The organism is Pseudomonas sp. AAC (assembly GCF_000725445.1).
In the GTDB taxonomy this organism is placed as follows: Bacteria; Pseudomonadota; Gammaproteobacteria; order Pseudomonadales; family Pseudomonadaceae; genus Pseudomonas; species Pseudomonas citronellolis.
Genome location: NZ_KL647102.1, coordinates 275,135 through 294,255, shown reverse-complemented (window position 1 = coordinate 294,255; position 19,121 = coordinate 275,135). Strand labels below are relative to the sequence as shown.

Annotated in this window: 18 protein-coding genes and 2 tRNA genes; 14 read left to right on the top strand and 6 right to left on the bottom strand. The window is 66.6% G+C overall.

The window, feature by feature from the left end; genetic code table 11:
* Positions 1-94 precede the first annotated feature (94 nt).
* Genes FG99_RS28805 through phrB form a run of 3 tightly spaced genes read left to right on the top strand, consistent with a single transcriptional unit; the run spans position 95 to position 3,430 of the window.
* The gene (locus FG99_RS28805; RefSeq protein WP_043273594.1) at positions 95-1,066 is read left to right on the top strand and encodes a YbgA family protein; all 972 of its coding nucleotides are present in this window, start codon (positions 95-97) and stop codon (positions 1,064-1,066) included.
* On the top strand, positions 1,056-2,006 hold the full coding sequence (locus FG99_RS28800; RefSeq protein ID WP_043273592.1) for a MerR family transcriptional regulator: 951 nt from the start codon (positions 1,056-1,058) through the stop codon (positions 2,004-2,006). The genes FG99_RS28805 and FG99_RS28800 overlap by 11 nt, the downstream gene beginning before the upstream one ends.
* Entirely contained in the window at positions 2,003-3,430 is a 1,428-nt protein-coding gene (phrB, locus tag FG99_RS28795) for a deoxyribodipyrimidine photo-lyase (RefSeq protein ID WP_043273591.1), read from the top strand. Before FG99_RS28800 ends, phrB begins: the two co-directional genes overlap by 4 nt.
* Positions 3,431-3,750: 320 nt before the next feature.
* Here phrB and FG99_RS28790 read toward each other — a convergent pair whose 3' ends face one another.
* The 6 genes from FG99_RS28790 to hemA form a co-directional block, all read right to left on the bottom strand.
* Positions 3,751-4,275 carry an acyloxyacyl hydrolase gene (locus FG99_RS28790; protein WP_043273589.1) on the bottom strand — a complete coding sequence of 175 codons (525 nt, stop codon included), beginning with the start codon at positions 4,273-4,275 and terminating at the stop codon, positions 3,751-3,753.
* 126 nt (positions 4,276-4,401) lie between these two features.
* Positions 4,402-5,196, bottom strand: coding sequence for a glutamate racemase (gene murI / locus FG99_RS28785; protein WP_043273588.1), 795 nt, complete (start codon positions 5,194-5,196; stop codon positions 4,402-4,404).
* Positions 5,189-5,959 carry a molybdopterin-synthase adenylyltransferase MoeB gene (locus FG99_RS28780; protein WP_168187672.1) on the bottom strand — a complete coding sequence of 257 codons (771 nt, stop codon included), beginning with the start codon at positions 5,957-5,959 and terminating at the stop codon, positions 5,189-5,191. Before FG99_RS28780 ends, murI begins: the two co-directional genes overlap by 8 nt.
* Complete coding sequence (prmC, locus tag FG99_RS28775; RefSeq protein WP_043273587.1) at positions 5,953-6,783, bottom strand: peptide chain release factor N(5)-glutamine methyltransferase; 831 nt, start codon at positions 6,781-6,783, stop codon at positions 5,953-5,955. Before prmC ends, FG99_RS28780 begins: the two co-directional genes overlap by 7 nt.
* A gap of 6 nt (positions 6,784-6,789) precedes the next feature.
* Complete coding sequence (gene prfA / locus FG99_RS28770; protein WP_043273586.1) at positions 6,790-7,872, bottom strand: peptide chain release factor 1; 1,083 nt, start codon at positions 7,870-7,872, stop codon at positions 6,790-6,792.
* Complete coding sequence (gene hemA / locus FG99_RS28765) at positions 7,869-9,137, bottom strand: glutamyl-tRNA reductase (RefSeq protein WP_043273585.1); 1,269 nt, start codon at positions 9,135-9,137, stop codon at positions 7,869-7,871. The genes prfA and hemA overlap by 4 nt, the downstream gene beginning before the upstream one ends.
* 189 nt (positions 9,138-9,326) lie before the next feature.
* On the opposite strand from hemA, the gene FG99_RS28760 reads away from it, so the two are divergent.
* From FG99_RS28760 to FG99_RS28710, 11 genes are all read left to right on the top strand, one after another.
* Positions 9,327-11,048 carry a tetratricopeptide repeat protein gene (locus FG99_RS28760; RefSeq protein ID WP_043273584.1) on the top strand — a complete coding sequence of 574 codons (1,722 nt, stop codon included), beginning with the start codon at positions 9,327-9,329 and terminating at the stop codon, positions 11,046-11,048.
* 8 nt (positions 11,049-11,056) lie between these two features.
* On the top strand, positions 11,057-11,680 hold the full coding sequence (gene lolB / locus FG99_RS28755) for a lipoprotein insertase outer membrane protein LolB (RefSeq protein WP_043273583.1): 624 nt from the start codon (positions 11,057-11,059) through the stop codon (positions 11,678-11,680).
* Between the two features lies 1 nt (position 11,681).
* Entirely contained in the window at positions 11,682-12,530 is an 849-nt protein-coding gene (gene ispE / locus FG99_RS28750) for a 4-(cytidine 5'-diphospho)-2-C-methyl-D-erythritol kinase (RefSeq protein ID WP_043273582.1), read from the top strand.
* A gap of 32 nt (positions 12,531-12,562) precedes the next feature.
* A tRNA-Gln gene (locus tag FG99_RS28745) sits at positions 12,563-12,637 on the top strand.
* Between the two features lie 58 nt (positions 12,638-12,695).
* Positions 12,696-12,770 (top strand) — tRNA-Gln (locus FG99_RS28740).
* Between the two features lie 84 nt (positions 12,771-12,854).
* Positions 12,855-13,796 (top strand): ribose-phosphate pyrophosphokinase, encoded by a 942-nt coding sequence (locus FG99_RS28735; protein WP_024128138.1) that lies wholly within the window; start codon positions 12,855-12,857, stop codon positions 13,794-13,796.
* A gap of 106 nt (positions 13,797-13,902) precedes the next feature.
* Entirely contained in the window at positions 13,903-14,514 is a 612-nt protein-coding gene (locus tag FG99_RS28730) for a 50S ribosomal protein L25/general stress protein Ctc (RefSeq protein ID WP_009617434.1), read from the top strand.
* Between the two features lie 40 nt (positions 14,515-14,554).
* Positions 14,555-15,139: an aminoacyl-tRNA hydrolase gene (gene pth / locus FG99_RS28725; RefSeq protein WP_043273581.1), complete on the top strand. Its 585-nt coding sequence runs from the start codon at positions 14,555-14,557 to the stop codon at positions 15,137-15,139.
* 24 nt (positions 15,140-15,163) lie between these two features.
* Positions 15,164-16,264, top strand: coding sequence for a redox-regulated ATPase YchF (gene ychF, locus FG99_RS28720; RefSeq protein ID WP_043273580.1), 1,101 nt, complete (start codon positions 15,164-15,166; stop codon positions 16,262-16,264).
* A 196-nt stretch (positions 16,265-16,460) separates the two neighbouring features.
* A complete protein-coding gene (locus FG99_RS28715; protein WP_043273579.1) occupies positions 16,461-17,672 on the top strand; it encodes a tyrosine-type recombinase/integrase in 1,212 nt (403 codons plus the stop codon).
* Between the two features lie 347 nt (positions 17,673-18,019).
* Positions 18,020-19,120 (top strand): Fic family protein, encoded by a 1,101-nt coding sequence (locus tag FG99_RS28710; protein WP_023098843.1) that lies wholly within the window; start codon positions 18,020-18,022, stop codon positions 19,118-19,120.
* Position 19,121: the final 1 nt, after the last annotated feature.

Below are 19,121 nucleotides of genomic sequence, written 5' to 3'. Positions count from 1 at the left end.
CCGCACCCTGTACAAATGATTTGCGGCTGTACAACGTTCGGCCTATGCTGAAAAATAGTTGTACACGCAAAGCCTACTTGTACAGGGTCCGACCATGTCCACCTCCCCTCCCCGGCCCAAGCTCGGCATCAGCGCCTGCCTGCTCGGCGCGAACGTCCGCTACAACGGTGGGCACAAGGCTTCGCGCCTGTGCCTGGAGGACTTCGCCCGGCATTTCGACTTCGTCCCGCTGTGCCCGGAAGTCGCCATCGGCCTGGGCGTGCCGCGCCCTACCCTGCGCCTGGTCGGCGAGGCCACGCAGCCGCGCGCGGTGGCCAGTGCGGTAGATAGCCGCGATGCGACCCTGGACCACAGTGCGGCATTGCGTCGCTATGGCGCGGAACAGGCCGACCAGTTGAGCGAGCTGGGTGGCTTCATCTTCATGCAGAAGTCCCCCTCCTGCGGACTGCACCGCGTCAAGCTCTACGCAGAAGATGGCCAGCCGCCCATGGCCGGCGCCCGCGGCCTGTTCGCCGAAGCCTTCTGCGCCGCCCGCCCCGAGCTGCCGGTGGAAGAGGAAGGCCGCCTGCACGATCCCCGCCTGCGCGAGAACTTCGTCACCCGCGTCTACGCCCACCTCGACTGGCTCGCCCTGTGCCGCGCGGGGCTGACGCACAAGGCGATCCTCGACTTCCACTCGCGCCACAAGTACCAGTTGCTCGCCCACGACCCGCGCCAGTACGCCGAACTGGGCCGGCTGCTGGCGGACATCGGCCGCTACCCAGCGGGGCAGTTCGGCCCGCAGTACTACCGGGCCTTCAGCCAGGCGCTGGGCCACTGCGCCAGCCGCGGCAGCCATAGCAACGTGCTGCAGCACCTGGCCGGCTACCTCAAGCGCGCGCTGGGGGCGGACGACCGCGCCGAGCTGCAGCGGCTGATCGAACAGTACCGCCACGGCGAGGTACCGCTGGTGGTGCCCCTGGCGCTGCTCAAGCACCACTTCCGCCGCCACCCGCACCCGTACATCGCCCGCCAGGCGTACCTGCAACCCCACCCCGAGGCCCTGGGTCTACGCAATGCCATCTGAACCGAGCAACACCCTTCCCGACGATTATCGCCAGGCGCTGGCCGCCGGCTGGCTGCCGATCAGCGAAGTAGCCCGGCGCACCGGGGTGAACCCGGTGACGCTGCGCGCCTGGGAACGCCGCTACGGGCTGGTCATCCCCCAGCGCACCGCCAAGGGCCACCGCCTGTACTCCGCCGAGCAGTTGGAGCGGATCCGCCGCGTGCTCACCTGGCTGGAGCGCGGCGTGGCGGTCGGCAAGGTGCGCGACCTGCTCGACGAACCGCCGCGGGCGGCAGCCGAGACCCACTCGCCCTGGGACGACCTGCGCCAGCAGGCGCTGAGCGCCATCGCCCGGCTCGACGAGCCACGCCTGGACGAGCTGTTCAACGGCGCGCTGTCGATCTACCCGGCGCAGACGCTGTGCGAGCACCTGATGCTGCCATTGCAGCGCGACCTCCAGCTACGCTGGCAGGGCCAGTTCGGCAGCGGCCTGGAGCGCCTGCTCTACCACTCCTGGCTGCGCAGCAAGCTGGGCGGCCGCCTGTATCACTACAACCGCCAGCACCAGGGGCGGCCGCTGCTGCTGGTGAACCAGTCGGAACACCCGCGGGAAACCGGCCACTGGCTGTGCGCCTGGCTGGCCAGCTCCGCCGGGTGCCCGGTGCAGGTATTCGACGGCCCGCTGTCCTGCGCCGAAATAGCCCTGGTCGAGCAGCGCCTGAACCCACGCGCCCTGCTCCTCTATTCCGACCAGAGCCTGAGCCCGGCGCAGCTGTCGCGCCTGCTCGCCGGCTGCATCTGCCCCACCCTGCTGGTGGGCGCCAGCGTGGACATCCATGCCCAGGAGCTGGCCGAGCTGCAACGTGAAAGCCACCCGGGCCTGCACCTGGCGCAGGACCCGCTGCAAGCGCGCGCCACCCTGCACGCCCTGGGCCTGCTCAACAGCGGGGGTGGCGAATGAGGCGCCAACTGCTCTGGCTACGCAGCGACCTGCGCGTGCGCGACAACAGCGCCCTGGCCGCCGCCGCCCAGGCCGGCCCGATCGTCGCCTGCTACCTGCTCAGCCCCGGCCAGTGGCGCGCTCACGACGATTCGCCGAACAAGGTCGACTTCTGGCTGCGCAACCTACACACGCTGCAGCGCGACCTGGAGCTGCTGAACATCCCGCTGCTGCTGCGCGAGGCGGACACCTGGAGCCAGGCGCCGGAAGTGCTGCTGCAGCTGTGCCGCAGCCTGGGCATCGCCGCGGTGCGGGTGAACGAGGAGTACGGCATCCACGAAAGCCGCCGCGACGAGGCGGTGAAACGGCGACTGGCCGAAGCCGGCATCGGCTTCCACAGCCACCTGGACCAGTTGCTGTTCGCCCCCGGCAGCCTGCTCACCCGCGGCGGCAGCTACTTCCAGGTCTTCAGCCAGTTCCGCAAGCTCTGCTACCAGCGCCTGGCCACTGCCCTGCCCAGTTGCCTGCCGGTACCGCCAGCGCAGGCGCCGCTGGAGGTGGACAGCGACCCCGTGCCAGGGGAACTGCCCGGCTTCACGCCCAGCGCAGCACTGGCTCGGGAGTTCTGGCCCGCCGGGGAAAAGGCCGCCGGCGAACGCCTGGCCGGCTTCGCCGAAGATGGCCTGGCGCACTACCACGAGCGACGCGACCGCCCGGACCTCGACGGCACCAGCCAGCTCTCCGCCTACCTGGCCGCCGGCGTGCTCTCGCCGCGCCAGTGCCTGCACGCAGCGCTGGCGAACAACCGGGGCGAATTCGAGAGCGGCGGCCCGGGCGCCGTGGCCTGGATCAACGAGCTGCTCTGGCGCGAGTTCTACAAGCACATCCTGGTCGGCTTCCCGCAGGTCAGCCGCGGCCGCGCCTTCCGCGCGCAAACCGAGGCCCTGCCCTGGCGCCACGCGCCGGCCGAGCTGGAAGCCTGGCAGCAGGGCCGCACCGGCTTCCCGATCATCGACGCGGCGATGCGCCAGCTGCTGGCCACCGGCTGGATGCACAACCGTCTGCGCATGCTCACCGCCATGTTCCTCAGCAAGAATCTGCTGATCGACTGGCGCGAAGGCGAACGCTGGTTCATGCGCCACCTGGTGGACGGCGACCTGGCGGCGAACAACGGCGGCTGGCAATGGAGCGCCTCCACCGGCACCGACGCCGCGCCCTACTTCCGCCTGTTCAACCCGCTGGCGCAATCGCGCCGCTTCGATCCCCACGGGCGCTTCCTGCGCCAGTGGCTGCCGGAGCTGGCCGGGCTGGACAACGAAAGCCTGCACGAGCCATCGCGCCTGGGCCTGTTCGGCGCGCCCGGCTACCCGGCGCCGATGCTCGATCTGGCGGCGAGCCGCGAGCGGGTGCTGGAGGCCTTCCGCAATCTGCCGGGAGCTGCCTAGTCTGCCCACGTTGCAGGCGAACATGGCTTCTCGGGGCCTGTAGGAGCAGGCCCTGCCCGCGAAATCGCGCGCAGGGCGCGCTCCTACATGGAATGGTGTGGGTGGGGCGGCGTAGGCGGATCTCATCCGCGAATCGCGCCGGGGTGTGACATGGTCCGGAAGAAGCACCCCGTAGGATGGGTTGAGCGAAGCGATACCCATCGCCATGACCGCATGGGTTTCGCAAGCTCAACCCATCCTACGAAAAACCCTTTGGCGTAGTCGGCAAGCGGGCATGAAAAAACCGGCCACCAGGGCCGGTTTTTTCGCACAGCTAGAACTTACAGCGGATGGCTGTAGAACAGGCTGTAGGACTCGATGCCGTCGTTGGGCATCGCGAGCCCGGCATTCGAGTAGTGGATGGCGCGGATGCCCACCGACTGGCCGCCGGCGAACTTCAGGCCGAAGCCCAGGCGGTCTTCGAAGGCGAAGGCGCTGCCCAGGTCATGGTCGCCGACCTCGGAGCCGGTGAAGCCGGCGATGCCGATGCCGGCCTCGATGAAGGGCTTCACGCTGTCGCCGTTGAACTGGTAGACGAACACCGGCGCGACGGACAGCGAATAACGGGCGCCCGCGCGGTCGCCGGCCCCCCAGTAGGTGACGCCGGTGTCCCAGTAGCCGGTCAGGTGGCCGGTACTGCTTTCCCACCAGGTCTTGTCCCAGTCGAAACTCGCGCCCAGGCGCAGGGTCATGTCGCCCTGGCCGGTGGCGCCTGCCGCGGCGGTCAGATTCGCGGCCTGCGCTGCGCCGGCGGCACCCACCATCATGATTGCGGCCAAGGCGGCCTGCGAGAGTAGCTTCTTCATCGAAAGATCCTTATGGATAAGCTGAATGAAAAATCCCCGCGAATAGCTAATGATTATAAGGCGATTTGCCAGATATGGCCTGCGAAATGTCAGCGCATTGTTACGTATGCGCGGAAACTTCCTTGCTCAATCGGCAAAAAAACTGACCGATTCATCAAGGCCCCACAGCACCGGCAACACCCTCTCGAACATCTCGACCGCCCCGCTGGTGAAGAAGTGCGTTTTTTTTGCCGGCCCCCGCGCCTCCAGGCCGCGGCTGGCCAGCGACGCCTGCAGGTGGCGGGCCACTGCGGCGCCGGTGTCAATCAGCGATACGCCGGGCGGCAGCATCCGGCCCAGCAGCGGGCGCAGGAAGGGGTAATGGGTGCAACCGAGGATCAGGGTGTCGCAGCCTTCGGCCAGCAGCGGCTCGACGAAGCCCTGGAGCAGCTCGCGGGTCTGCGGCCCCTCCAGGTCGCCCGCCTCGATGCGCTCGACCAGCCCCGGGCAGGGCTGGGTGATCACCCGCACGTCGCTGGCGAAGCGGTCGAGCAGCGCGGCGAAGCGTGCGCTCTTGAGCGTGCCGGTGGTGGCCAGCACGCCGACCACGCCGCTGCGCGTTGCAGCGGCGGCCGGTTTCACCGCCGGCTCCATGGCCAGGATCGGCAGCTGTGGATAACGCTCGCGCAGGTCGGAGGCCGCCGCCGCGGTGGCGGTGTTGCAGGCCAGCACCAGGGCCTTGCAGTCCTGGGCGATGAGGAACTCGGCGATGCGCCGGCAGCGCTCGCGGATGTATTCCGGGGTTTTCTCGCCGTAGGGCACGTGGCCACAGTCGGCCAGGTACACCAGCGATTCGTCCGGCAGCCGCGCGCGGATCTCGCGCAGCACCGAAAGGCCGCCGACGCCGGAGTCGAAGACCCCTATCGGCCGCTCGTCAGCCATGCGCCACGCCGCAGACCGCGCACTGCGGGTCGCGCTTGACGCGCAGCTCGCGGAAGCGCGTGCCCAGGGCGTCCACCAGCAGCAGGCGGCCCACCAGCGGCTCGCCGAAGCCGGCCAGCAGCTTCAGCGCCTCCAGCGCCTGCAGGCTGCCGACCAGGCCCACCAGCGGCCCGGCCACGCCGGCTTCGCTGCAGGTCAGCTCGGCTTCGCTGCCGTGGCCGTAGAGGCAGTGGTAGCAGGGGCTGTCGTCGCGGCGCGGGTCGAACACCGAGAGCTGGCCTTCCAGGCGGATGGCCGCGCCGCTGACCAGCGGCTTGCCGGCGGCGACGCAGGCGGCGTTGACCGCCTCGCGGGTGGAGAAGTTGTCGCAGCAGTCCAGCACCAGGTCGACCTGGGCCAGCACCGCGGCCAGGGAATCCTCGTCCAGCGCCTGGCGGTGCGGCACCAGCTTCACCTGCGGGTTGATGGCGGCCAGGCGGGCCATGGCCGAGTCCACCTTGCTGCGCCCGACCTGGGTGCTGTCGTGCACCACCTGGCGCTGCAGGTTGGTCAGGTCGACGCTGTCGAAGTCGGCCAGGTGCAGTTCGCCGACGCCGGCCGCGGCCAGGTACAGCGCTACCGGCGAGCCCAGCCCGCCGAGGCCGACGATCAGCACGCGGGCCTGTTTCAGGCGCAACTGGCCGTCTATGTCGATCTGCGGCAGGAGGATCTGCCGGCTGTAACGCAGCAGTTCGTCGTCGTTCAACTCTTGGTCGTTCAACATGGCAGGCGCCCCAGACTGATGCGTTCGTGGCCACCCAGGTCGCGGCGGCTCTCCACTTCGCTGAAACCGTTGCCCAGCAGCAGGTCGCGCACCGCCGAGGCCTGGTCATAGCCGTGCTCCAGCAGCAGCCAGCCGCCCGGTTCGAGGAAGCGCGGGGCCTGGGCGACGATCAGGCGGATGTCGTCGAGGCCGTCGTGGCCGGCCACCAGCGCACTCTTCGGCTCGAAGCGCACGTCGCCCTGCTGCAGGTGCGGGTCGCTGCCGGGGATGTACGGCGGGTTGCCGACGATCAGGGCGAAGCGCTCGCCTTCCAGGGCGGAGAACCAGTGGCTCTGGCGGAAGCCGACGTTGGCCAGGCGCAGGCGCTCGCGGTTGCGCTCGGCCAGGGCCACGGCCTCGGGAATGCGGTCGACGCCGCTGACCTGCCAGCTCAGGCGCTCGCAGGCCAGGGCCAGAGCGATGGCGCCGGTGCCGGTGCCCAGGTCGAGCACCCGCGCCGGGCTGGCCGGCAGCAGTTGCAGGGCGGTTTCCACCAGCAGCTCGGTGTCCGGCCGCGGGATCAGGGTGTGCGGCGCCACTTCCAGGTCCAGGCTCCAGAAGCCCTGGCGGCCGAGGATGTAGGCCACCGGCTCGCCGGCGCGGCGGCGTACCAGCCAGCCTTCGAAGCGCTCACGCACCTCACGGTCGACCACCCGCTCCGGCCAGGTGCGCAGGAAGCTGCGCGGCTTGCCCAGGGCGGCGGCCAGCAGCAGCTCGGCGTCCAGGCGCGCGCTGGGCGAATCCGGCAGTTGCGCTTCGGCGAGCAGAGTCATGATGGTGGCCATGGCGCCTCAATCCCCCAGGGCGGCCAACTGGTCGGCCTGGTATTCCTGCAGCAGCGGTTCGATCACCTGCTCCACTTCTCCCTCCATCACCTCGCCCAGGGAGTACAGGGTAAGGTTGATGCGGTGGTCGGTGACCCGCCCCTGGGGGAAATTGTAGGTGCGGATGCGCTCGGAGCGGTCGCCCGAGCCCACCAGCAGCTTGCGGGTGCTGGCGATGGCCTGCTGCGCCGCGGCCTGCTGCTGGTCGTTGAGCTTGGCCGCGAGCCAGGCCATGGCCTTGGCGCGGTTCTTGTGCTGCGAGCGCTCCTCCTGGCACTCGACCACGATGCCCGAGGGGATGTGGGTGATGCGCACGGCAGAGTCGGTCTTGTTCACGTGCTGGCCGCCGGCGCCGGAGGAGCGGTAGGTGTCCACCCGCAGGTCGGCCGGGTTGATCTCGATGGCCGCCTGCTCGTCGGGCTCCGGCAGCACCGCCACGGTGCAGGCGGAGGTGTGGATGCGGCCCTGGGATTCGGTGGCCGGCACGCGCTGCACGCGGTGCGCGCCGGACTCGAACTTGAGCTTGGCGTAGACGTTGTCGCCCTCGACGCGGGCGATCACCTCTTTATAACCGCCGTGTTCGCCCTCGTTCTCCGAGAGGACTTCGACGCGCCAGCCCTGGCGCTCGGCATAGCGCGAATACATGCGGAACAGGTCGCCGGAGAAGATCGCCGCCTCGTCGCCGCCGGTGCCGGCGCGGATTTCCAGGAACACGTTGCGCCCGTCGTTCGGGTCCTTGGGCAGCAGCATGCGCTGCAGGGCGTCTTCCAGCTCGGCCAGGCGCGCCTTGGCGCTGGCGACTTCTTCCTCGGCCATTTCGCGCAGGTCCGGGTCGCTGTCCTTGAGCAGCGCCTGGGCGCCCTCCAGGTCGGCCTGGGTCTTGCGGAAGTCGCGGAACGCCAGGATCACCGGCTCGACTTCGGCGAACTCGCGGGAATAGGCGCGGAACTTGGTCTGGTCGCTGATCACCTCGGCGTCGCCGAGCAGAGCGGTGAGCTCCTCGTAGCGGTCGCTGAGGGTGTCCAGCTTGGTCAACAGGGAGGCTTTCATCGCTTCTCAGGGCCCTCGTCGAGGGCGAACAGTTCCTGGGCCAGGGCCAGCGCATCGATGCGGCCCTCGGCGGAGAGTTTCTTCATCTGCACGCTGGGCGCGTGCAGCAGTTTGTTGGTCAGGCCGCGGGCCAGCTGGGCGAGGATGTCCGCCGGGTCGCCGCCGTTGGCCAGCAGGCGCTGGGCCTTCTGCAGTTCCTCGTCGCGCAGGCGTTCGGCCTGCTGGCGGTAGGCGCGCAGCACGTCCACCGCGGCCAGCTCGCGCAGGCGCTGCATGAATTCGTGGACGCCGTCGCCGACCAGCTCCTCGGCGGCCTGGGCGGCGCCCTGGCGGCTCTTGAGGTTTTCCGCGACCACTTCGTGGAGGTCGTCGACGCTATAGAGGTAGACGTCGTCCAGCTCGCCGACTTCCGGCTCGATGTCGCGCGGCACGGCGATGTCGACCATGAACATCGGCTTGTGCCGGCGCTGCTTGAGCGCCCGCTCCACCGCGCCCTTGCCGAGGATCGGCAACTGGCTGGCGGTGGAACTGATGACGATGTCGCTGTGCGCCAGGTGCTCGGGCATGTCCGCCAGCAGGATCGCCTCGGCGCCCAGCTCCTGGGCCAGCAGGCTGGCGCGCTCGAGGGTGCGGTTGGCCACCACGATGCGCTTCACGCCCTGCTCGTGCAGGTGGCGGGCGACCAGGGTGATGGTCTCGCCGGCGCCGATCAGCAGCGCCTGGCTGCGGTGCAGGTCGCTGAAGATCTGCCGCGCCAGGCTGACCGCGGCGAAGGCCACCGACACCGGGTTCTCGCCGATGGCGGTGTCGGTGCGCACGGTCTTGGCGGTGCTGAAGGTGGCCTGGAACAGGCGGCCGAGCATCGGGCCTATGGTGCCGGCCTCGCGGGCCACGGCGTAGGCGGACTTCATCTGGCCGAGGATCTGCGGCTCGCCGAGCACCATGGAGTCCAGGCCGGCGGCCACGCGCATCATGTGGCGCACCGCGTCCTCGTCCTGGTGCACGTAGGCGCAGTTGCGCAGCTCGTCCAGGCTCAGGCGGTGGTAGTCGGCGAGCCAGGCCAGCACGTCCTCGGCTTCCGGATGCTCGATCTCCAGGTACAGCTCGCTGCGGTTGCAGGTGGAGAGGATCGCCGCCTCGCGGCTGGCGGTCAGCCGGCAGAGCAGCTGCAGGGCCTCGACCATCTGCCCGGGGGTGAACGCCACGCGCTCGCGGACGGCCACGGAAGCTGTCTTGTGGTTGATGCCAAGGGCGATGAAGGCCATGCGGGATCGCTGAGGTAATTCGGGAAGCCCGCAATTGTCCTACGTCGACCGGTGGAGGACAACCACCGCAATACAAGCAGCCGATCTGTGCGTCTATGCTGGGTTTGGCGGCCCCCACCCCATGGGCTTGCCGAATGGCTTATGTCATGATGGGGCACAACCCGCCGTTCAGGTCCCTCTCTTTCGTCTATGAACAAATCCCTAGCGCTGCTGACCGCCCTGCTGCTGCTCGGTGGCTGCCAATCCATGCTGCACAAGGAACCGGCGCCGAAACCGGCCAAGGACAGTGCGGCCAGCGCAGAGAAGGGCCGCAAGTACGGCTCCTTCAGCGAGGACACCCTGTACTCCCTGCTGGTGGCGGAGATCGCCGGCCAGCGCAACCGCTTCGACATCGCCCTGGCCAACTACGTCGACCAGGCCAAGCAGACCCAGGACCCGGGCGTGGCCGAGCGCGCCTTCCGCATCGCCGAGTACCTGGGCGCCGACCAGGAAGCCCTGGACACCTCGCTGATCTGGGCCAAGGCCGCCCCCGACGACCTCGACGCGCAGCGCGCCGCCGCCCTGCAGCTGGCGCGCACCGGCCAGTACGACGAATCCATGGTGTACATGGAGAAGGTCCTCAACGGCCAGGGCGACACCCATTTCGACTTCCTCGCCCTGTCCGCCGCGGAAACCGACGCGGACACCCGCGCCGGCCTGCTGCAGAGCTTCGACCGCCTGCTGAAGAAGTACCCCGACAACGGCCAGCTGCTGTTCGGCAAGGCCCTGCTGCTGCAGCAGGACGGCCGCCCGCAGGAGGCCCTGAGCCTGCTGGAGAGCAAGCCGGCCAGCCGCCACGAAGTGGCGCCGATGCTGCTGCGCGCGCGCCTGCTGCAGAGCATGAAGCGCAGCGACGAGGCCCTGCCGCTACTCAAGGCCGGCATCAAGGAACACCCGGACGACAAGCGCGTGCGCCTGGCCTACGCCCGCCTGCTGGTGGAGCAGAACCGCCTGGACGACGCCAAGGCCGAGTTCTCCGCCCTGGTGCAGCAGTTCCCCGACGACGACGACCTGCGCTTCTCCCTGGCCCTGGTGTGCCTGGAGGCCCAGGCCTGGAACGAAGCCAAGGTCTACCTGCAGGAACTGGTCGAGCGCGACAGCCACACCGACGCCGCGCACTTCAACCTCGGCCGCCTCGCCGAGGAGCAGAAGGACCCGGAAACCGCACTGAAGGAATACGCCCAGGTCGGCCCGGGCAACGACTTCCTCCCGGCACAGCTGCGCCAGAGCGAAATCCTCATGGACTCCGGGCGCAGCGCCGAAGCCTCGCGGCGCCTCGCCGAGGCCCGCGAGCGCCAGCCCGACTACGCCATCCAGCTGTACCTGATCGAGGCCGAGGGCCTGTCCAACCGCAACCAGACCGACCGCGCCTGGCAGGTCATCGAACAGGGCACCAAGCAGTTCCCCGACGACCTCAACCTGCTCTACACCCGCTCCATGCTGGCGGAGAAGCGCGACGACCTGGTGCAGATGGAGAAGGACCTGCGCCTGATCATCCAGCGCGAGCCGGACAACGCCATGGCGCTCAACGCCCTGGGCTACACCCTGGCCGACCGCACCACGCGCTACGACGAGGCCCGCGAACTGATCCAGAAGGCCCACCAGCTGAACCCGGACGACCCGGCCATCCTCGACAGCCTGGGCTGGGTCAACTACCGCCTGGGCAACCTCGACCAGGCCGAGACCTACCTGCGCCAGGCCCTGGAGAAGTTCCCCGACCACGAAGTGGCCGCCCACCTGGGCGAAGTGCTCTGGGCCCGCGGCAAGCAGCGCGAGGCCCGCGAAGTCTGGAGCACCGCCCTGCAGAACCAGCCCGACAGCCCGGTGCTGCGCGACACCCTGCTGCGCCTGACCGGGTCCAAGACCCCCTGAGATTTCCCATGCGTCTGATTCACGTCCTTGGCGCCGCCGCCCTGCTCCTGCTCAGCGGCTGCGCCGGCTTCACCACCCAGGAAGCCCTGCAAGGCCAGGGCAACGCCAACAGCTGGAAGACCCACAAGGAACGCGTCGCCGCCCTCGACGGCTGGCAGATCGACGGCAAGGTCGGCATCCGCGCGCCCCGGGACTCCGGCAGCGGCACCCTGTTCTGGCTGCAACGCCAGGGCTACTACGACATCCGCCTGTCCGGCCCGCTGGGCCGCGGCGCGGCGCGCCTGACCGGGCGCGAAGGCGCGGTGACCCTCGAAGTCGCCGGGCAGGGCCGCTTCCAGGCCGAGTCCCCCGAGGCCCTGCTGGAACAGCAGATGGGCTGGCGCCTGCCGGTGTCCCACCTGCTCTGGTGGATCCGCGGCCTGCCGGCGCCGGACAGCAAGAGCCGCCTGACCCTCGACAGCGACAGCCGCCTGGCGCGCCTGGAGCAGGACGGCTGGGACGTGGAATACAGCAGCTACGCCCAGCAGGACGGCTACTGGCTGCCCGAGCGCCTGAAGCTGCACGGCGAGAACCTCGACGTCACCCTGGTGATCAAGAGCTGGCAACCGCGCCTGCTCGGCCAGGCCCGCTGACATGCGCGAACGCCTGACCCTGCCGGCCCCGGCCAAGCTCAACCTGTTCCTGCACATCCTCGGGCGCCGCGCCGACGGCTACCACGAGCTGCAGACGCTGTTCCAGTTCCTCGACCACGCCGACGAGCTGCACTTCGCCCCGCGCGAGGACGGGCAGATCCGCCTGCACACCGAGATCCCCGGCGTGCCCCACGACAGCAACCTGATCGTCCGCGCCGCACGCCAACTGCAGGAACAGTCCGGTTGCCGGCTGGGCGCCGACATCTGGCTGGACAAGCATCTGCCCATGGGCGGCGGCATCGGCGGCGGCAGCTCGGATGCGGCCACCACCCTGGTCGGCCTCAACCACCTCTGGCAACTGGGCTGGGACGAAGACCACCTGGCGGCCCTGGGCCTGGGCCTGGGCGCCGACGTGCCGGTGTTCGTGCGCGGCCGCGCGGCCTTCGCCGAAGGGGTCGGCGAGAAGCTCACGCCGGTCGAGCTGGAGGAGCCCTGGTTCCTCGTCGCCGTACCGCAAGTCTTTGTCAGCACAGCAGAAGTTTTCTCCGATCCCGAGTTGACACGGGATACCGCGCCCATTAAAGTTCGCAGCCTTCTCGGGGTGGACGGTCGAAACGACTGTCAGACGGTCGTCGAGAAACGTTACCCAGCTGTACGTAACGCGCTGATGTCGTTGAACAAATTCACATCGGCCAGACTGACCGGAACCGGAGCTTGTGTGTTTGGGAGCTTCCCAAACCAGGGCGATGCTGATAAAGTTCGCCGCCAACTTCCGGCCACTCTGCCAAGCTTCGTCGCACGGGGTCGCAACATCTCCCTGTTGCATCGCAAGCTTCAAGAGCTGACCTGAGAAGGGATGCAGAGCATTCGGTTGTACGATACAGGGGCGTCGCCAAGCGGTAAGGCAGCAGGTTTTGATCCTGCCATGCGTTGGTTCGAATCCAGCCGCCCCTGCCATTAACCCCACGGGGGTTTGCGTACGACGGTAACCGAAGCGCTGCACAGCAAAATTCATAGGGGCGTCGCCAAGCGGTAAGGCAGCAGGTTTTGATCCTGCCATGCGTTGGTTCGAATCCAGCCGCCCCTGCCATATACAAAAAAGCTGTTCAAAAGCCACGGCCTTTGAACAGCTTTTTGGTTCATCAGGCCCACCCTCAGCCGGCAGGTACTGCGCGTGTCCAAGATGATGGTCTTCACGGGGAACGCCAACCCCGACCTGGCACGCCGAGTCGTGCGTCAACTGCACATTCCCCTCGGTGATGTTTCCGTCGGCAAGTTCTCCGATGGCGAAATCAGTGTCGAAATCAACGAGAACGTCCGCGGCAAGGACGTCTTCCTGATCCAGCCGACCTGCGCTCCGACCAACGACAACCTGATGGAACTGGTGGTGATGGCCGATGCCTTCCGCCGCTCCTCGGCCACTCGTATCACCGCGGTCATCCCCTACTTCGGCTATGCCCGCCAGGATCGCCGCCCGCGTTCCGCCCGCGTGGCCATCAGCGCGAAGGTCGTCGCCGACATGCTGACCGTGGTGGGCGTCAACCGCGTCCTCACCGTCGACCTGCACGCCGACCAGATCCAGGGCTTCTTCGATATCCCCGTCGACAACATCTACGGCTCGCCCGTACTGGTCGACGACATCGAGGACCAGCGCTTCGAGAACCTGATGATCGTCTCCCCGGACATCGGTGGCGTGGTGCGCGCTCGCGCCGTCGCCAAGTCCCTGGGCGTCGACCTTGCCATCATCGACAAGCGTCGTCCGAAGGCCAACCAGTCCGAAGTCATGCACATCATCGGTGATGTCGAAGGCCGTACCTGCGTACTGGTCGACGACATGGTCGATACCGCCGGCACCCTCGGCCACGCCGCCAAGGCTCTGAAAGAGCACGGCGCCGCCAAGGTCATCGCCTACTGCACCCATCCGGTGCTGTCGGGCCGTGCCATCGAGAACATCGAGGGTTCCGTACTGGACGAGCTGGTGGTGACCAACACCATCCCGCTGTCCGCCGCTGCCCAGGCCTGTGGCCGCATCCGCCAGCTGGACATCGCTCCGGTCGTGGCCGAAGCCATGCGCCGGATCAGCAACGAAGAATCGATCAGCGCCATGTTCCGCTGAGGAACAGGGCCTGACGAAAGCGCCCCGCCACGGCGGGGCAATTGAAGATTCGCCCGAACGCTGGTCGCAAGCGCTCGGGCGATCTTTTCATTGTGGAGATAGAGTAATGGTTGACTTTGTTCTGAATGCCCAAGCGCGTTCCGACCTGGGGAAAGGTGCGAGCCGCCGCCTGCGTCGTAACGCCGGCCTGGTTCCCGCGGTCATCTACGGTGGCGAGAAAGCCCCGGTTTCCGTGACCCTGGAACTGCGTGAAATCGCCAAACTGCTGGAAAACGAGGCTGCCTTCAGCCACGTCATCGCCCTGAACGTCGATGGCGCCAAGGAAACCGTGCTGATCAAGGCCCTGCAGCGCCATCCGGCCAAAGGCTTCGTCATGCACGCCGACTTCCTGCGCGTCGTCGCCGACCACAAGCTGACCGCTCACGTTCCGCTGCACTTCCTCAACGAGGAAACCGCAGTTGGCGTCAAGCAAGGCGGCGGTGAAGTTTCCCACGTCATTTCCGAAGTCGAAGTTTCCTGCCTGCCGAAAGACCTGCCGGAATTCATCGAAGTCGACCTGGCGAAAGTCGAAGTCGGTCAGATCGTTCACCTGTCCGACCTCAAGCTGCCGAAAGGCGTGGAACTGGTTCAGCTGGCCCATGGCAACGACCTGGCCGTGGCCAACATCCACGCTTCCCGCGTAGTCAAGGAAGAAGGCGAGGAAGGCGCGGCCGAGTAATCGCTCGCTAGCCTCCCGCCTCAAGGAAAGGGCCCCCGTCGTGACCGCCGTGCAACTGATCGTTGGCCTGGGCAACCCAGGCCCGGAATACGAACAGACCCGGCATAACGCGGGGGCCCTTTTCGTCGAGCGCCTGGCCGACCGCGAACGCGTCAGCCTGAGCCCCGACAAGAAGTATTTCGGCCTGGTCGGCAAGTTCAGCCACCAGGGCCGCGACGTTCGTCTGCTCATCCCCACCACCTACATGAACCGCAGCGGCCAGGCCGTGGCGGCGCTCGCCGGGTTCTTCCGCATCCCGGTCGAAGCCATCCTGGTGGCCCACGACGAACTCGACATGCCCCCCGGCACCGCCAAGCTCAAGAAGGGCGGCGGCCATGGCGGGCACAACGGGCTGCGCGACATCATCGCCCAGCTCGGCAACCAGAACGGCTTCCATCGCCTGCGGCTTGGCATCGGCCATCCGGGGCACAGCAGCCTGGTCTCCGGCTTCGTCCTCGGCCGCGCCCCGCGCAGCGAGCAGGAGCTGCTGGACGCCAGCATCGATTCCGCCCTCGGCGTGCTGCCGGAAATGCTCGCAGGCGACTGGACCCGCGCGATGCACAAGCTGCACAGCCCGAAGGCCTGACCCGTCTCGCCAGAGGTACACAGCATGGGCTTCAACTGCGGCATCGTCGGCTTGCCCAACGTCGGCAAATCCACCCTGTTCAACGCCCTGACCAAATCGGGTATCGCGGCAGAGAACTTCCCCTTCTGCACCATCGAGCCGAACAGCGGCATCGTGCCCATGCCCGACGCGCGCCTCGACGCCCTGGCGGCGATCGTCAAGCCCGAGCGGGTGATCCCCACCACCATGGAGTTCGTCGACATCGCCGGCCTGGTGGCGGGCGCCTCCAAGGGCGAGGGCCTGGGCAACAAGTTCCTCGCCAACATCCGCGAGACCGACGCCATCGCCCACGTGGTGCGCTGCTTCGAGGACGACAACGTCATCCACGTCAGCAACAGCGTCGACCCCAAGCGCGACATCGAGATCATCGACCTCGAACTGATCTTCGCCGACCTCGACAGCTGCGAGAAGCAACTGCAGAAGGTCGCCCGCAACGCCAAGGGCGGCGACAAGGAAGCCATCGCGCAGAAGGCCCTGCTGGAAAAGCTCATCGCCCACTTCACCGCCGGCAAGCCCGCGCGCAGCCTGGTCAAGGACATGGCTGACGAAGAGAAGCGCCTGGTGCGCGGCTTCCACCTGCTGACCAGCAAGCCGGTGATGTACATCGCCAACGTCGCCGAGGAAGGCTTCGAGAACAACCCGCACCTGGACGCCGTGCGCGCCATCGCCGAAGAAGAAGGCGCGGTCGTGGTGCCGGTGTGCAACAAGATCGAAGCAGAAATCGCCGAACTGGACGACGACGAGGAGAAGCAGATGTTCCTCGAGTCCATGGGCATGGAAGAGCCGGGCCTGAACCGCGTGATCCGCGCCGGCTACGAACTGCTCAACCTGCAGACCTACTTCACCGCCGGGGTGAAGGAAGTCCGCGCCTGGACCGTGCGCATCGGCGCCACCGCCCCGCAGGCCGCCGCGGTGATCCACACCGACTTCGAAAAAGGCTTCATCCGCGCCGAAGTCGTGGCCTACGACGACTTCATCCAGTACAAGGGCGAAGCCGGCGCCAAGGAAGCCGGCAAATGGCGCCTGGAAGGCAAGGACTACATCGTCAAGGACGGCGACGTGATGCACTTCCGCTTCAACGTCTGACGATTTTTGCTGGATCTCGGTGGCGCTCAGTAGCGCTTGGTGGACAGGTTGGCCCATTTGAAATCAATGGGTTACGTAAACAATACGGTCTGCTGAGCGTTCCTATTGTTCATCGAGGTCCGGAAAATTCGGGGGTAGCGTTGGGGGTACTCGTGTTCAACCGTGGGGGTACTTTTCCCCGCAGTGGAGTCCAACGATGCCCGAAAACCTACTCACCGACCTCAAGGTCAGGTCGGCCAAATCGACTGATCGAGACTGGAAACTATCAGACGGCGGGGGCCTGTTCCTACTGGTAAAGCCCACCGGCGGCAAGCTCTGGCGGTGGAAGTACCGCCTGCAAGGTAAGGAGAACCTCTTTGCCATTGGCGGCTTTCCTCAAGTAAGCCTTGCTGAGGCGCGTGCGGCCCGCGAGAAAGCGCGAATCCTCGTCAAGCAAGGTATCCATCCTGCCCATGAACGGCAGCAGGTCAAGCAGCGCAACTTGGAAGTGCTGGAGGAACGCAAGCGCGCAAAGGAAAGCTCGTTCGCCAAGGTGGCGCAGGCGTACCTGGCCGAGATCAAGCCAGTCTTTGCGCTCAGTTCCTACCGCACGAAAGAGTCCCGTATCAGGAAATACCTGTCACCCAAATTCGATGGGATGCCGATGAGCGACATTGGCGTGAAGCAGATCCGCCCGTTGCTGGAGGAGTGCAAGGCCCACGGTGCATGGGCCGCGATTCACGTCAAAGGCGATCTTTCGGCCATCTTCGAATTCGCGGTAGTGCGGGGTCTGGTCGAGGCCAATCCTATACCCAGTCTTCGTGGGCTGCTGCGTGTGCCGTTCAGCGAGAGCAAGGCGGCGATGACGCGAGAGCAAATCCAGAAGTTCTATCAGGAGTTGCGCGGCTACCGGGGCTATCCGGAAACCTCTTTGTGTCTGCGGTTGATTGCTCTGACGGCTTGCCGTCCAGGGGAAGCGGCGGATGCCGAGTGGGACGAGTTCGACTTTGAGGATGCTCTGTGGCGTCGGCCTGCGGCGAAGATGAAAGCGCGGCGTGACCATGTCAGCCCGTTGTCCACGCAGGCCGTAGCAGTGCTGGAGGATTTGCAGTGCATCACGGGCGGTGGCCGCTATCTGTTCCCACACCGTAGTGGCAAGGGCTTCACTACGCCCAACCGGCTAACCTACGCGATGCGCGACATGAACCTGGGCCGGGGCACGACGCCGCATTGCTGGCGGACGACCTTTTCGACCTGGGCCAATGAGAACGGATACCGGCCTGATGCGATTGAGCGGCAGCTTGCCCACGTGGAAAGCAACAAGGTGCGGGCGACCTACAACAAGGCGCTGTTGCTGGATCAGAGAAGGACGCTGTTGCAGGACTGGGCGGACTATCTGGGTGCGGCGGAGGGCAGCGGCACGGCATAGGGGCGATTTGACCGGGTGTTGTAGAACGAATGGACAGGAGCGGCCTTTTCCTTTTCTGGATAGGGCCGTTGTCCCTTGAGTGCCGTTCCCTTGCCATTTGCCTTTGCTTAAGGCTGGGTGCTGGGAATGGGGTAAACAATGGAATAAATGGGGTAATTTTGAATTGATTGCCCCTTTTGAGGCTCATGTCGCTCATTTCCTTCTTGGTCGGCCATGCCAGCCCCTCGCGACCGGTCCAATGTTCAGGAAATGGGGTAGTCAAATACTGTTAATGAGGTATTTTTAGAGACAATGCCCCATTTAAAGGCTATGATTACCCCATTTACACAGCCTGGGCTTACATTTCCATGCACTCGCTCACACCCGAGTACCTTGCCGCGCTTCGCTTCGATGGCACTCAGGCCGCCACGTTGCGCACACTGGGCGAGTACCAGGGGAAGCAGCAACTCTACGCCGCGCAGTCGCCCGAAGCCCTCAAGGGCCTGCGCCAGATCGCGGTGGTGGAGTCCACCGAGTCGTCTAACCGGCTGGAAGGTGTTGTCGTAGCGCCCTCGCGGCTGAAGTCTCTGGTCATCCGCAACGCAACACCAAAGAGCCGCTCCGAACAGGAGATCGCCGGCTACCGTGATGCCCTGGCGCTGATCCACGAGTCCGCCGCGCACATGCCCTTCAGTGAGGGAGTGGTGCTGCAACTGCACACCCTGCTGTACCGCTATATGCCGCAGGCGGGCGGACGCTGGAAGGCCACCAATAACGACATCATCGAGCGTCACCCGGACGGCACGTCACGTCTACGCTTCCAGCCGGTCGCTGCGCACCTCACACCCATGGCTATGACCGATCTGGCCGGGCGCTACGCCACCGCGCTGGATCAGCACCTGGCCGACCCCCTCGTACTGGTGCCGCTGGCGATGCTCGACTTCCTGTGCATCCACCCCTTCCCGGACGGCAACGGTCGCATGTCCCGTTTGCTGACCCTGCTGCTGCTCTACCACTTCGACTATGCCGTGGGTCGCTACATCAGTTTGGAACGCGTCTTCGAGGACACCAAGGAAGGTTATTACGAGACGCTGGAAGCCAGCTCGCAGGGCTGGCACCAGGGGCAGCACGACGTCAAACCCTGGCTCGACTACTTCTGGGGTGCCTTACTACGGGCCTACCGTGAGTTCGAGGAGCGTGTCGGCACCATCGAACGGGGACGTGGCAGCAAAGGCGACCGAGTGCGGACGGAAGTTCTGGGGCGCACCCAGCCGTTCTCGATTTCCGAGATTGAAGAAGCCTGTCCGGGCGTGAGCCGGGACATGGTTCGACTAGTGCTGCGAGCGATGAAATCAGAGGAGTTGATCGAATCGACTGGCAAGGGGCGAGGTGCGAAATGGAAGCGCATCACAGCAGGCACCTCCGGTAGTACAGCGGTTCTGGCGATTGGCCACAAGATGGATCAGTGAG